General features: G+C 34.4%; 7 protein-coding genes and 2 riboswitches. Of the genes, 3 read left to right on the top strand and 4 right to left on the bottom strand.

What is annotated here, in order from left to right:
* A complete protein-coding gene (metH, locus tag KM029_RS01820; RefSeq protein WP_144075084.1) occupies window positions 1-3,807 on the bottom strand; it encodes a methionine synthase in 3,807 nt (1,268 codons plus the stop codon).
* A gap of 102 nt (window positions 3,808-3,909) precedes the next feature.
* A riboswitch (SAM riboswitch) is annotated at window positions 3,910-4,017 on the bottom strand.
* A 106-nt stretch (window positions 4,018-4,123) separates the two neighbouring features.
* On the opposite strand from metH, the gene KM029_RS01815 reads away from it, so the two are divergent.
* The 3 genes from KM029_RS01815 to KM029_RS01805 all read left to right on the top strand — a co-directional run bounded on the left by KM029_RS01815 (window position 4,124) and on the right by KM029_RS01805 (window position 9,148).
* Window positions 4,124-4,276 carry a hypothetical protein gene (locus KM029_RS01815; protein WP_158631126.1) on the top strand — a complete coding sequence of 51 codons (153 nt, stop codon included), beginning with the start codon at window positions 4,124-4,126 and terminating at the stop codon, window positions 4,274-4,276.
* Between the two features lie 230 nt (window positions 4,277-4,506).
* Complete coding sequence (locus KM029_RS01810; RefSeq protein WP_144075083.1) at window positions 4,507-7,434, top strand: SusC/RagA family TonB-linked outer membrane protein; 2,928 nt, start codon at window positions 4,507-4,509, stop codon at window positions 7,432-7,434.
* A gap of 76 nt (window positions 7,435-7,510) precedes the next feature.
* On the top strand, window positions 7,511-9,148 hold the full coding sequence (locus KM029_RS01805) for a RagB/SusD family nutrient uptake outer membrane protein (protein ID WP_144075082.1): 1,638 nt from the start codon (window positions 7,511-7,513) through the stop codon (window positions 9,146-9,148).
* 110 nt (window positions 9,149-9,258) lie between these two features.
* On the opposite strand, the gene KM029_RS01800 is transcribed toward KM029_RS01805, so the two are convergent.
* The 3 genes from KM029_RS01800 to KM029_RS01790 form a co-directional block, all read right to left on the bottom strand.
* Entirely contained in the window at window positions 9,259-10,299 is a 1,041-nt protein-coding gene (locus KM029_RS01800) for an endonuclease/exonuclease/phosphatase family protein (protein ID WP_144075081.1), read from the bottom strand.
* A 955-nt stretch (window positions 10,300-11,254) separates the two neighbouring features.
* Complete coding sequence (locus KM029_RS01795) at window positions 11,255-12,943, bottom strand: ribonucleoside-diphosphate reductase subunit alpha (protein ID WP_144075080.1); 1,689 nt, start codon at window positions 12,941-12,943, stop codon at window positions 11,255-11,257.
* A gap of 100 nt (window positions 12,944-13,043) precedes the next feature.
* Complete coding sequence (locus KM029_RS01790) at window positions 13,044-14,021, bottom strand: ribonucleotide-diphosphate reductase subunit beta (protein WP_144075079.1); 978 nt, start codon at window positions 14,019-14,021, stop codon at window positions 13,044-13,046.
* Between the two features lie 160 nt (window positions 14,022-14,181).
* A riboswitch (cobalamin riboswitch) is annotated at window positions 14,182-14,384 on the bottom strand.
* Between the last annotated feature and the right edge of the window lie 511 nt (window positions 14,385-14,895).

Genomic DNA, 14,895 nt, shown 5'->3' with positions numbered 1-14,895 from the left:
CTAGTAACTCAATACACTTCCTAACCAACGTTCCATTATATGCTCTTCTTTCTCTACACGTTTAGCATAATCTTCTACTTGATCTTTATTGATCTTTCCAAGACCGAAATAACGTGAATTTTCGTTAGCAAAATACCAACCACTTACAGATGCTGCAGGAGTCATTGCATAACTAGAAGTTAAAGAAACTCCAATGTTCTTTTCAACATCTAACAAAGCAAATAGTTTGTCTTTCTCCGTATGATCTGGACAAGCTGGATAACCTGGAGCAGGACGAATACCTTGATATTTTTCATCAATTAATTCCTCATTATCATGGATTTCATCTTTAGCATATCCCCAAATCTCTTTTCTTACCTTTTGATGCATTAATTCTGTAAATGCTTCTGCCAATCTATCAGCAAGAGCTTTTACCATAATACTATTGTAATCATCATGATCTGCTTCAAATTTCTCTACTAAAGCGTCAATACCAATACCTGCTGTAACAGCAAATGCTCCAACGTAATCATTTCTTCCAGATTCTACTGGGGCAACAAAATCACTCAAACAGAAGTTTGGTTTACCTGCTGCTTTTTTATTCTGTTGTCTTAAATGACATAATGTACCTGTTTGCTTCTCTCTGTTTTCTCTATAAAATGTTGAATGATGATGCTCTGCATCTGGTAATTCAACATCTTCTTCTTTAAAATCATACAGCGCAATATCATCATCGTTAATGCTATTGGCAGGGAAGAAACCTACTACAGCATTAGCTTGTAATAGTTTATTATCAACTATCTCTTTTAAGAGCGCTTTTGCATCTTTAAATAAATCCGTTGCTTCTTTACCTACAACTTCATCAGTTAAGATGGCAGGAAAACGGCCTGCTAATTCCCATGTTTGGAAGAAAGGTGTCCAATCTATAAAGCTAGAAATTTCTTCTAAATCATATGCCTCAAATTTCTTAACTCCTAAGAAAGATGGTTTTGTAATTGGTGTTGTTTTCCAATCAATATCTACCTTATTCTTACGTGCATCTGCTATAGAAATTAATTTTTTAGCTGATTGACGTTTTGCATGAGAAATTCTTAAAGCTGCGTATTCTTCTTTAAATTCTTGAATTACCTCTTCTCTATACTCTTTATTTTCTGATACAAAAGCAGAAGCAATCGGCACAGATTTAGACGCATCCAAAACGTGAACAACAGAACCAGAATATTTAGGGTCAATCTTTACAGCTGTATGAATTCTAGAAGTTGTAGCACCACCAATCATAACAGGGAAATTTAAGCCCTTTCGCTCTAATTCGTCTGCTACATAAACCATCTCATCTAATGATGGCGTAATAAGACCACTAAGTCCAATTACATCTACATTTTCTTCTTCTGCAGTTCTAATAATTTTATCTAGAGGAACCATTACCCCTAAATCAATTATTTCGAAGTTGTTACACGCCAAAACTACCGATACAATATTTTTACCAATATCATGAACATCACCTTTTACAGTAGCCATCAAGATTTTACCTGCTGACGAAGAGGCTGATGCATTCGGATTTTTTTCTTTTTCTTCTTCAATATAAGGAATAAGAATAGCTACGGCTTTCTTCATTACACGAGCAGATTTCACTACCTGAGGAAGGAACATTTTACCTTCTCCAAATAAATCACCTACTACGTTCATTCCATCCATTAAAGGTCCTTCAATTACCTCAATTGGTCTATTGAATGATTGACGTGCTTCCTCAACATCTTCGTCAATAAATTCAACAATACCTTTTACCAATGCATGCGAAAGGCGTTTTGCAACAGGATTTTCTCTCCAAGTTAAATCAACTTCTTTTTTCTTTCCTTTTGATTTAACCGTCTCAGCAAAATCTACTAAGCGTTCTGTAGCGTCATCTCTTCTGTTTAAAAGAACATCTTCTACATACTCTAATAAATCTTTAGGTATTTCTTGATACACTTCAATCATACCTGCATTTACAATACCCATATCCATACCTGCTTTACCTGCATGGTATAAAAAGGCAGAGTGCATTGCTTCACGTACACCATTATTTCCTCTAAACGAGAATGAAATATTAGATACACCACCACTTACTAATGCATGCGGAAGGTTTTCTTTTATCCAACGTGTACCCTCAATAAAATCAACTGCATAGTTATTGTGTTCTTCAATACCTGTTGCAACTGCTAGAATGTTCGGGTCAAAAATGATGTCTTGAGGTGGAAATCCTACTTTATTAACCAAGATATCATACGATCTACCACAAATTTCTTTTCTTCTTTCGAAGTTGTCAGCTTGTCCTTCTTCATCAAAAGCCATTACTACAACTGCAGCTCCGTACTTTTTGATTAAAGTAGCTTTATATATAAAATCTTCTTCTCCTTCTTTTAAAGAGATCGAGTTTACAATTCCTTTACCTTGTAATGTCTTTAACCCTGCCTCAATGATATTCCATTTAGAGGAATCGACCATTACTGGAAGTTTAGCAATGTCTGGCTCTGCGGCAATTAAATTTAAGAAACGTGTCATACACGCCTCAGAATCTAACATACCTTCATCCATGTTTACATCAATAATCTGTGCACCACCTTCTACTTGATGACGGGCCACTTCTACAGCTGCTTCAAAATCGCCATTTTCAATTAAACGACGGAATTTAGCAGAACCTGTTACGTTTGCACGCTCACCTACATTTACAAAAATGCTATCTGGCTTAATTGTAATTGGCTCTAAACCACTTAAACGTAAATAAGGTTCGTGAACAGGAAGTGCTCTTACGCTCGCTTTCTTGAATGTATTCGCAATACCTTCTATATGATCTGGAGTTGTACCACAACACCCACCAATGATATTTACCAATCCATCAAAAGATTCTAAAATGGCACTCATTTCATCAGAAGTTTGATCGTACTCTCCAAATTCGTTTGGAAGACCAGCATTCGGATAAGCAGAAACATTAATGTCTGCAACACGAGATAATTCTTGAATATATGGACGGAGTAAATCAGCTCCTAACGCACAGTTTAAACCTACACTAAATAAGTCTGCGTGGCATATAGAGTTCCAAAATGCTTCAACTACCTGTCCTGATAACGTTCTACCAGATGCATCTGTAATTGTTCCAGAAACCATCAATGGCAAACGTTCTCCTTTATATTTATTGGGGAATTCTGCTTCTCTACCTTTTGGGGCAGCAGAAACTACTTTTCCTTCTTCAAAATCTGTGAAAAATTTATCTGCAGCAAATAAAGCTGCTTTACAATTTAAGGTATCAAAAACTGTCTCAATTAAGATTGTATCAGCTCCACCCTCTGCTAAACCTTGAACTTGTAAATAGTAAGCTTCAACAAGATCATCAAAAGTTACGGCTCTATATCCAGGGTCATTTACATCTGGAGAAATAGAAGCTGTTCTGTTTGTTGGTCCAACAGCACCAGCAACAAACCTTGGTTTATCTGGTTCTGCTGCTGTAAATTCTGCTGCTGCTTCTTTTGCTAATTTGGCAGAAGCATAATTTAATTCATAAACATCCGCTTCCATTTGGTAATCTGCCATAGCAATGGTAGTACCAGAAAACGTGTTTGTTTCTACTATATCTGAACCCGCTTTAAAATATTGGCGGTGAATATCTCTAATTATCTCAGGTTGTGTAATAGATAACATATCGTTGTTACCTTTTACATCACATGGATGATCTTTAAAACGATCTCCTCTATAATCTTCTTCACCTAATTTATGACGTTGGATCATGGTACCCATTGCACCATCTAAGATCAACACACGTTCTTTAGCGATTTGCTTAAGTTGTTCTGACATCTTACTATTTGAAAGTTACGTTTCACATACCCCTTATCTATTTATAAGGAGATAAAAACGTGCTTAATTTCTGAGACAATTCATCCTAAAAACGAATGTTACAGCTCATCTTTCTCGGACACTTCCGAAGCGGGATTTGGCACCTTTCGTTGGGAACAACGGTTGCCATGACATCTACGAGCCCGTTCTCTCTGTCATTCTTGATAAGCACGCCGCAAGATAGTTACAAATTGTAATAATTCATGGTTTTCTATGGATTTTTAAAGCATATGACATTGATTTACTGTTTATTTTTAATTTTTTCTAATTTTTTTAGATGCGTAAATTATCCAACTATTTAAATGTATTTGGTACAATTTATAACTTTCAACAACAGGTTGCGCAACAGGTTTCTAAACAAGAGCAACGTATTTATAAATCCGTTAACCTCTATCAGAAACCGGTTGAAAAAGCACTTTTCTTCTCTTAATTGTTGCACATGATTACACAACATCTTAAAGTGCAATTTTTACATGTATTCTCATTAATTCTTCATTTGCATATGCCCTTATTTAGTAATAGAATTGTACTGACAAACTATAGTAACTAGCTCGAGCTCTCTAATAATTATAATTACTATCGCTATACAAAAAGTCTAACTAAATATTCACTGACAATGAAATGAAAGCAACTATTCATTGCCGAAAAACTACATAACTAATGAGAAAAAGATTACAATTTTTTTGTTTCTTCACTGTCCTTGTATTGCTAAATTTATTTGATGCTTATGCACAAGACCGTAACATAAGTGGTGTAATTCTAGATGAAACCAACCAACCAATGCCGGGGGTTAATATTATTATCAAAGGCACTTCATCTGGAACAACATCTGACTTTGAAGGAAAGTTTAAACTAAGTCTACCTGCCTCTGCAGAAGCATTATTGATTTCTTATATTGGCTATTTTGATAAAGATATCACTATTGGTAATAAATCTACTTTCGAAATTAAATTAGAAGTTGATGCAGAACAACTAGAAGAAGTTGTGGTTGTTGGCTACGGACAAATGGAGAAAAAAGATGTCACTGGTGCAATGTCTTCTATTAAATCAGAAGATTTTAACCAAGGTGTTGTTGCCTCTCCAGATCAATTGATTCAAGGAAAAATTGCAGGCGTACAGATGACTCCTTCTTCTGGAGAACCGGGTGCAGGTGTAAACATTCGAGTGCGTGGAGGTACATCTCTTACTGCATCAAATGAGCCTCTTTACGTGATAGATGGCTTTCCTATAGACAATACAGCTTCAGATCCTGGTACAGCTGGCGTATATTCTGCTTCGGCTTCAAAAAACCCTCTAGCATCTATCAACCCAAATGATATTGAATCGTTTGATGTGTTAAAAGATGCTTCAGCAACAGCCATATATGGTGCTCGTGGTGCTAATGGTGTAATTATCATTACCACTAAAAAAGGAAAAGAAGGTATTGCGAAAGTAGATTATGACGCTTACGTTGGTGTATCTACTATTGCTAAAAAAGTAGGTGTACTTTCTGCTAGTGAGTACAGAGCGGCAACCGCTGCTGAAGGTTCAAATCCTTTAGATTTAGATGCAAATACAGATTGGCAAGATGCTATGACTAGAGAAGCAATTACTCAAAATCATAATCTTGGTGTTTCTGGAGGCAATAAAAACACACAATACAGGTTCTCGGTTAACTATTTAAACCAAGAAGGTATTATGATCAATTCTGGTATGGAAAGAATTGGAGGTAGAATGAATATCACTCAAAAATTAGCAGACAAAGTTACTTTAGGAGCTAATATGATGGGATCATTCACTAAAAATAATAACCTTCCCTATGGTGTTGGAGGTGCTTTAGATGGTGGTGTTATTAATAATATGCTACGTATGTCTCCTCTTTTACCAACAGATTTTTCTTCTTCTAATCAATTAGAAAAAAATCCATATACCATGGCAATGTCTGTAAGAGATTTTACAAATACACAAAGAGTTTTAGGTAATGTGTTTGTAGAAGCTGAATTAATGAAAGGCTTGACTGGTAAAATTAACCTAGGTGGTGATCTTACATCGGCAAAAAGAACAGCTTATTTACCTGGTTCAATTGAATGGGTTGGTAAAGGAAATGGCTCTGCTGATGTTAGAAATAATTTCTTACATAACGTGCTTCTTGAAGGTACTTTAAACTATACTAAATCTTTTGGTGATTTTAAATTAAATGCTTTAGCTGGTTATACTTTCCAAGAGTTTGGTCGTGAATACAACGGTGCAAATGCTACTGGTTTTGACATTGATGAAACTGCAGAACATAACTTAAATGCAGCAAATGGTGCTGTTATAGTAGATTCTTATAAAGAGTCTAGCAAGTTAATTTCTTGGTTAGGTAGGGCAAATATGAGTTATAAAGATAAGTATGTAGTTACTGCTACAGTAAGAGCTGACGGTTCTTCTAGATTTGGAGCTAATAATAAGTGGGGTGTATTCCCTTCTGTTTCTGCTGCTTGGAGAATTGCCGAAGAAGATTTCTTGAAAAATAGTGACGTTGTAAGTGATTTAAAATTACGTGCAGGTTGGGGTGTTACGGGTTCTCAAGAAATTGGTAACTACCGCTCTTTACCTACCCTATCAGGTGATAAAGGATATAGTGCAGTAGGTATTGGTTCTGGTGTAACGTATAATAATTATGCTAATCCAGATTTACAATGGGAAGAAACTCGTCAGTTAAACTTTGGCGTAGACTACGAATTCTTTAACGGTATTCTTTATGGTTCTGTAGATTTCTACCAGAAAAATACAAGTAACTTACTGTTAGAATTACAAGCTCCTCAACCCGCTCCAGTAGATGTCTATCTACAGAATGTTGGTGAACTTAACAACCAAGGTGTAGAATTTGCTTTAAATACAGTGAATATCTCGAAAGATAAATTTACATGGACTACAGGAATAGTAGCTGCTTATAATGAAAATGAAGTAAAAAACATTGGTGATTATGACGAAATATTGACTGGTGCAGTTGGAGGCCGTGGTCAAGTTGGTCAGTTCTCTCAAGTAATCAAACCTGGTTTACCTTATGGTACTTTTTATGGCCTTGTTTATCAGGGTCTTGATGAAAGTGGTAATGCTATTGTATCTGAAGAAAGTGAAGTGTTAGGGCAAGCGGTTCCATCTTGGACTTTAGGTTTCAATAATACATTTAACTATGGAAACTGGGATTTAAATATCTTCTTTAATGGAGCATTTGGTCATCAAGTCTTTAACAATACAGCTTTAGAATTTTCTTCTACTAATGATCTATATGGCGAAGGAAGTACTTATAATGTTATGAAAAATGCTGTAGATGAAGGTATCCGCCAGACAGGGTACAATTCTAAATTTATTGAAGATGCTTCTTTCTTTAGGTTATCTAATATGACATTAGGTTATACTTTCAACATGAACAAAGTAAAGCATATTAGGAATATTAGAGTTTACGCATCTGGTCAAAATCTATTTGTGATTACAGATTATTCTGGGTACGATCCTGAAGTAAATGCACCTGCAGGTGGTAATCAAGTTCCTCCTATTGGAATTGATTACAACAACTACCCTGCCGCTAGAACTTTTATGGGTGGTGTATCAATTGGTTTCTAGAACCCTTTTACTTTATCTAATCACAAACTAATTATTTGATCGGTTTGCCATCAAATAATTCCAAAAAGAAATAAAAATGCTAAGAAATAAATTAATGACTGCATTGGCTGTAGGTGCTTTATTTTCATCTACATCATGTACAAATTTAGACGAGAAACTGTACAGTTCTGTAACAGACGAATACTTTCAAGATCCAGAAAATTTACCTTCTGCGGTAGCTCCTGTTTATGCATCACTAAGAGGATTTTATCACCATGAAAATTATTGGGGATTTTCTCAAGTATGTTCTGACGAAACTTTAGTACCTACTAGAGGTGGAGACTGGTATGATGGAGGAAAATGGTTGCAATTAAATGCACATACTTGGAACGAGAACCACCCTCACTTACCTGGGTTATGGAATACTCCTTACACGGGGATAGCAAGAGCGAATGGTTTGATTGAGTCATTGACTGGTTTTGAACAAACAGAAGAAATTGCTCAGACTACAAACGAGGTTCGTTTTTTAAGAGCTTTCTACTATTTTTCATTAATGGATATGTTTGGTAATGTGCCTTTGGTACTTACTACTAAGCATAATGGAGATACTCCTGCAAGTACTCGCCCAGAAGTAACACAATTTATTATTGATGAGCTAGAAGAAATTAAAGATGGCCTTTCTGATTCTCCAAGTTATGGACGTATTGGCCAGGGTGCTGCTTATGCACTTCTTGCTAAGATTTACTTAAACGCTGGTGTTTATTTACAAGATGGCACCAAGGTAGTTGATCCCTCAGAAGCACAACTAAATAAAGTAATTGAATATAGTCAGAAAGTAGAAGGAATGGGTTATGCTGTCTATTCTGATTACTTAGAAACTTTCAAGTTAGGTAATGAGGAAAGTAATACCGATTATATTTTCTCTATTACTTATACTGCTGATGATCCTCTTGGAAACCACGGTAACAGCTGGGGTGTTCATTATCTAACACATAAAGTAAAAGGTGTTGAATGGGGAGTTCCTTCAAAATGGAATGGCTTCTCTATGATGACTGATCGTTATGAATCTTTTGATGCACAAGATAATAGACGTGATCAATTTTATACAGAATTCGAGACAGAAGCTGGTGAAATAATTCAGCATGAGCAAGAATTACCACTCTTTGATGCCAATAAAACACAAGGTGTACGTTTAATGAAATGGGAGCCAGACTTAGGTTCAATTGGTGTTACTTGGGGTGGATGGTCTGGAAATGACTTCCCGTTAATTCGTTACGCAGATGTTTTACTAATGCATGCAGAAGCTCTTGGTAGAAAAGGAGACCATGCTGGTGCTTTAGCAATGGTAAATAAATTAAGAACGGAAGGTAACCGTTTTGATAGCTCTTCTCCTATTGCAAATGCTTCAGATCACTATAATCAATTATTAAGTGATGGTAAAGTAAGCTCTTCTGTTGATTTTATTTTACTTGAACGTGGATGGGAATTATGTTGGGAAGGTGTACGTAGACAAGACCTTATCAGACATGGAAAATATCTTGAAGTTTGGCAAAACAAACAAATGGAAAATGATGCCGATGCATTTGAATTGAGAACAGATGCAGATGGTAATGAATATACTTTCTGGTTACCAAGTAAAGGGAAAGCAAGTGATGGAACGCATAGGTTACTATTTCCTATTCCCCCTACTCAGGTTGCTGCAAACCCTAACTTAAATCAGAATATAGGTTACTAAATTGTTTTAATAAATACAGATTATATTTCATTCGTTTTTGACATCAGCTATTAGCTAAACCCTCTTACTAACTTAAGCCTACCTCTTTATTTGAGGTAGGCTTTTTAGGTTTATAACTTTAAAATAAACTCACCTAAAACAGCTTTATGATCTGTTGGCCATACTCCTAATGGTGTTTGAAATACATCTTCAGAGGTTTCGTCAATTACCTTACTGTATGCTACAGACTGTTTAGGTCCTATTATAAAAATGTCTTTTAGAGAAATTGATGAATTGGGCTTGTAAAAAATAAAATCAATTCTATCTCTTTCATCTGATTTTGGTGCCCATACTACCCTTTCAACTGGTAGATCGACATTATAACATGGAAAAGTAAACCCAGGATGTGTTATTGGGTTTGGATATATTTCACGATAAGCATCAATAAAGTTATCTTCTTCTAACATTGTTGTTGATGTCCAAGGAATAACTACCCCGTTGTGTTCATATAAATCTTTATTCTCTTTTATCCAGTCTCTGTGAGATGCCTCGTTAAAATCTCCTGCTAGTAGTACAATCCTCCCTAGCTCTTCCTCTAGCTTAGCATCTGCTATCACATTTTTAATAGCTTCAATACGTTTAGATTTTAAGTTATCGGCTAGTAACAAATTAATATCTGTGATCGGCGCGTCTAAAGGCTTCCAGGTACTTCCATCGTATCCTCTTGGTAAATATATAGCACAATTTCTATAATCTAAATGTGCAGAATAAAAGGCTACTTCTTTATCCCCTATTTTAATAACAGCCTTAGTTACAGAGCCTCTATCATCAATTACTGGATAAAAAGCTTCTTGTTTTACAATTGGATATTTTGATAAGATCCCAGAATCCTGACTACTATCAGAATAAAATGTAAACCCTCTTTCTTTTAGGTCTCTTACTAGACGTTTTGCTAAAGACTTTTGTTTATAGTTTCTTACTTCACTTAGTGCTATAAGATCTGCCTTTGCATTAATAACTTCGTCTAAAATTGCAGAGTATCCATTAGGAACAATTGTACCTTCTTGCCAAATATTAAACTGAAGTACACGTAAAGAGAGCTCCTTTTGCTTTGTACAATTGATGAATAAAAAAGGAATAATCAATAGAATTGACCACTTGAAAATTGTCATAATTGTTAGTTTTGGATTGATTAAATTAGGTTTCGAAAAAAAAGTGATTTTTTTTCATTTCATTAAAAAATAGAATTGTACAATATTAAAGCGTAAAAGGAACATTTACAAGTTTATTCTCGATGTATTTGCAACCGATTGCAATAAAAAAATCTATCGAAAAACAGGTTTAAATTACTCCGTAACCGATTGAAATAGCTTGAATCACAATCTACTTATTTACATTAAAATAGTACAATTTCACACATTTTTAGCTTTTGATTAATATTTGTAAAATTAATTTTTCATTTGTACAATTGCAGTACAGTAAAAATGAAAAAACAAGCCTTATCTTATCATATAAGATATAATTAGGGCAATACGAATTATTTAACAAAAACACCTAGCTCTCAATTTATGAGGTGTATTCTATAGTATGAAAATGAAAAAACAGTAATTAATGAAAGAAAAACATTAAATACTTCAATTAAGATATATGGCGGGTATAACCGTAAAGTGTTTGTCTATCACTTTACAATAAAGTCAGAGGGATTAATAAGGTCTCTCTGACCTTCCCCAACACAACTCCATTTAGGATCTTATTATAAGTAGCATATTAGTTATAATTGAAAACACTTTCTAACCAATGAAAGTAGGAATATTTTTAATATATCTCCGACTCTTCTTGTTCTTAACAGAACCATTCAATGTTATAATGACATTGAAATAATTAATTTGGCTCATTTATGAGCGCGGGGACACTCTCCCGCCATACTTATAGACAAGCCCTCCTCTTGCTATTTTAGCATCCGGAGGGTCTTGTCAAGAAATTTAAATCTCCCCTTAATTATCAAAGTGTAAGCGATAGAACATTTATTTGATCAGCGATAAAAATCAAATAAAAAAAGCTGTTAAGCATGAATTAACTTCATTGCCTAACAGCTTTATTCTTTTAGAAGGTATTTCTTAGTTATCTCTAACCTTCACAAGAAACACATGTATCTTGAGTCACATTCATTTGTGTTCTCAGTATACTTTCACTTCTTTGGTAATATAATGTTTTCACTCCTAAAGCGTGAGCTTCTAACATTACTGAATTTATATCTTTTACAGATGTTGTTGGTGGGAAATTAAGATTTAAACTCTGAGATTGGTCTAAGAATGTTTGTCTTAATGCAGCCTGACGTACAATCTGCATTTGATTAATTTCTTTAAACGTTAAGAACAATTCTTTCTCTTCCTCAGTTAAACCTCCAATATTTTGTACCGAACCTCCATCTGCTAGAATTTGTTTCCAAACATCGGATGTATTCAATCCTTTCTCATCAAGTAATTCTTCTAATTGCTTGTTTTTACGTGTAAATGCTCCTTTTGCTGAATCCATTACATAGTAGTTACTAGCAATTGGCTCAATACCTGTACTGTATCCTCCAGCTATTAAAGCATTAGAAGTTGTTGGAGCAACAGTTAGTAATGTAGTATTTCTTCTACCAGTATCCATCATTACTTTAGGTTCGCCATAAGCTACTGCTAATTTCTCAGATGCTCTAATAGATTGTTCTTTAATTTGCTTGAATATAATTCTAGTCCAAGAATCTGCTGCAATACCAACAAATGGAATCTTTTTCTTTTGTAAGAAACTGTGCCAGCCTAAAACACCAAGACCTAAAGCTCTATGGTTTTTAGCAAAATTAACTGCTCTTTCCATATGCTCAATTCCTGTTGCTTTCTCAATGAATTCTTCCATTACGGCATCCAAAAAGAAAGTTGCTGTTTCTACTAAATCAGTATCTTTCCACTCGTCGTAACGCACTAAATTTAAAGAAGATAAACAACAAACAAATGATTCATCTTCACTCGATGGAAGCATAATTTCAGAACATAAATTTGAAGCTTTAATCTCCATATTCTGATCTTTATACCATCTTGGGCGTTGGTTGTTTGCATTGTCTTTATAAAGAATGTAAGGTATACCCTTCTCTATACGAGACTTTAAAACTTTTGCCCAAACCTCACGGCTTCTTCTATCACCTTCTTTAACTTTTTGGATAAAGTTATCAGAAACAGAAACGCCCATAAAAATATTTTGGATTGATTTCCCGACATCCTTAATTGTCAAAAACTCATCAATATCAGCATGTTCAACATCTAAATAAGCGGCAAGCATACCTCTACGTGTATTCCCTTGGTTTGTTCCATTAATTACAGAATCAAACATCTCTAAGAAAGGATATACACCATTACTTGTTCCGTTATTTGTAATTTCAGCACCACGTGGACGAACATCTGAAACGTTAATTGAAGTACCTCCTCCAATTTTAGACATCATCATTACCTCGGCTAGTGTAGAACCAATACCTGCAATACTATCTGGTACATAACTACCAAAACAACTAATTGGCAATCCTCTTTCTGTACCCATATTAGACCATACAGGTGAAGCTGGACATAAATAATTATTCCATATAGCATCAAAGAATCTCTTCTCGAAATCAGGACGTTTTAATTTAGCAGCAGCAGATTTAGAAATACGTGTAACAGCATCTCGTACTGTTTCACCTTCTAATAAATAACCATTTTTTAGTGTTTGCAAGCCTTCGCTTGTCATCCATTTTGGGTGAGGATCTAATTGTGAAACTTCCGGTGCAGTGTTAATTTCTGACATAAGTTGTGGAACTGAGGTGGTGATATATTTGGTGTAAGTCCCTCTTACCATTTAAACTAAAGGAAATAAAAATGATAAGAGGATATATAGAGAATTTTTATTAAAATAAGTCGTCTGCTGTTACAGATTGAGACTTTTTAGTATATTCTGTAGGTCGTACTGCAAAGAAGTCGTCATGAGCATGTCCGAATACTTCTTCGTCAAACCATTGCATTTCTTTAAGTACTTCTTGATCTACTTCAAAAATTGCTTTTAATCCTATTTCAGTAAGACTTTTATTAAGTCTATCACGCATAAAATGGATCAATTGATTTACTGGTAAGAAAGGCATCTCTCCTTTCTCAAAAATTCCATTTAATAAACGCACTTCAACATCGTGTGATATTTTTGCTGCTTCGTAAATACGTTCTTGTAATTCTGGTGTATTCAATTCTGAATATTCAGAAATTAAAGTATTGTACAACCACATTCCTGCACGGGCATGTGAATTTTCATCTTTTGCACTCCACTTAATTATATTACCAATTCCTTTTAGTTCGTTTTTGAACTTTTTAAAGGATAGTAATATTGCAAACTGAGAGAAAAGGTTTACATTCTCAGTAAAACAAGAAAATATAGCAATACTTTGTAATAAGTCTGTTGGCGATGGTTTCCCTGTTTCATCAACAGTTACTTTAGAAAGCATTTCTAAACGTTCCATTGCTGTCTCATCCTCAAGGAATTCCTCGAAATTATCAAGATCTAGAAGTTCATTTAAACGAGCATATGCCGAAGCATGTCTTGCTTCATTTTCAGCAAAAGTAATTGCCATTGCTGCAATTTCTGGCTTAGGTATATATTGCCCTACAACACCCCAAAAATCATCTTGAACATTTGTTTCAGTTTGAGCAAATGTTTTTAAAATATTTCCAATAACTTCTCTTTCATGATCTGAAAGATTTGTTTTGAATTGTTGAATATCCGCATCAAAATTTACTTCTGAATGTATCCAGAAAGTTTGATGGATTGCATCTATAAATTCTTGTGCTTTTGGGTATTCAAAAGGTTTGTAAGCAACTCGTTTATCTAATAAACTCATAAAAATTAAAGTTTTTCATTTATTACAACACAGGTGATAGTTCACCTCACACAATAAAAATCTTGCTGTTGTTCACAACGCAAAGGTCTGTAGACAATACTAATATGTATAATTGTTATTCAGACGATTTGTTTTGGCTTTTCTTATTTTTCCCGAAGAAAATATTCAGCACACGATGGCAGGTCTTCTGGCTCAGCACTACTTGCCTATCCTTCCCATAATCATCTAAGTATAGTGGATATAGTTTAAACAAGTTCTCGTGCTTTACAGCTGCGGGATCAGCATAGGATTTTCACCTAATTCCCTTTTCACCTTACATAAAATTTAAATCTTATGTCTGGCACCATCGTTCTAACAAATAAATAGTGTTTTTGGCAGTTTTGCAAGGAATTGAAAGGATGATTTATCAAAAAAAAAATAAAAAAAATTTCTACTAATTTACTTGACTGAATGAAAAATAGGCGCTATGTGAACACATGTAGTTGATAGTTTAAAATTGCACTTTTCTAATATTTCGACAAACAACGTAAATATTGAGATTAAAAGATAATTTGTATTACTAGCATTAAATTTCTTCAAAAAAAATTAGCTAAAAACTTGCGCTTTTACCATTTTAACTAATAACGGCTATATACATCTACTCAAAGTAGAATTTTCTACTTTTTAATTGCCCGTCTTTTATTGTAATGAAATAGTAAAAATTAATTAATATTCCCCATCAACAATAAACCTCATTTACAACTATTGTAAATTTCTTACAATGTGAGATTCGAGGTTGATTTTTAATAAAATTAGAATACCACACATTTTTCTTAGATTATTAAAAAAGGCAACTTTCCGATCTGAAAAGTTGCCTTTTTTAAAAACTTTATAT

It is taken from the genome of Flammeovirga kamogawensis, assembly GCF_018736065.1.
Taxonomy (GTDB): domain Bacteria; phylum Bacteroidota; class Bacteroidia; order Cytophagales; family Flammeovirgaceae; genus Flammeovirga; species Flammeovirga kamogawensis.
Note: the sequence above shows the minus strand (reverse complement) of the source record. Positions and strands in the feature narration are given on the sequence as shown.

Coding starts and splice junctions, on each gene's coding strand:
- metH (WP_144075084.1), bottom strand. CDS start 3,807: ATGTCAGAACAACTTAAGCAAATCGCTAAAGAACGTGTGTTGATCTTA.
- KM029_RS01815 (WP_158631126.1), top strand. CDS start 4,124: ATGCGTAAATTATCCAACTATTTAAATGTATTTGGTACAATTTATAAC.
- KM029_RS01810 (WP_144075083.1), top strand. CDS start 4,507: ATGAGAAAAAGATTACAATTTTTTTGTTTCTTCACTGTCCTTGTATTG.
- KM029_RS01805 (WP_144075082.1), top strand. CDS start 7,511: ATGCTAAGAAATAAATTAATGACTGCATTGGCTGTAGGTGCTTTATTT.
- KM029_RS01800 (WP_144075081.1), bottom strand. CDS start 10,299: ATGACAATTTTCAAGTGGTCAATTCTATTGATTATTCCTTTTTTATTC.
- KM029_RS01795 (WP_144075080.1), bottom strand. CDS start 12,943: ATGTCAGAAATTAACACTGCACCGGAAGTTTCACAATTAGATCCTCAC.
- KM029_RS01790 (WP_144075079.1), bottom strand. CDS start 14,021: ATGAGTTTATTAGATAAACGAGTTGCTTACAAACCTTTTGAATACCCA.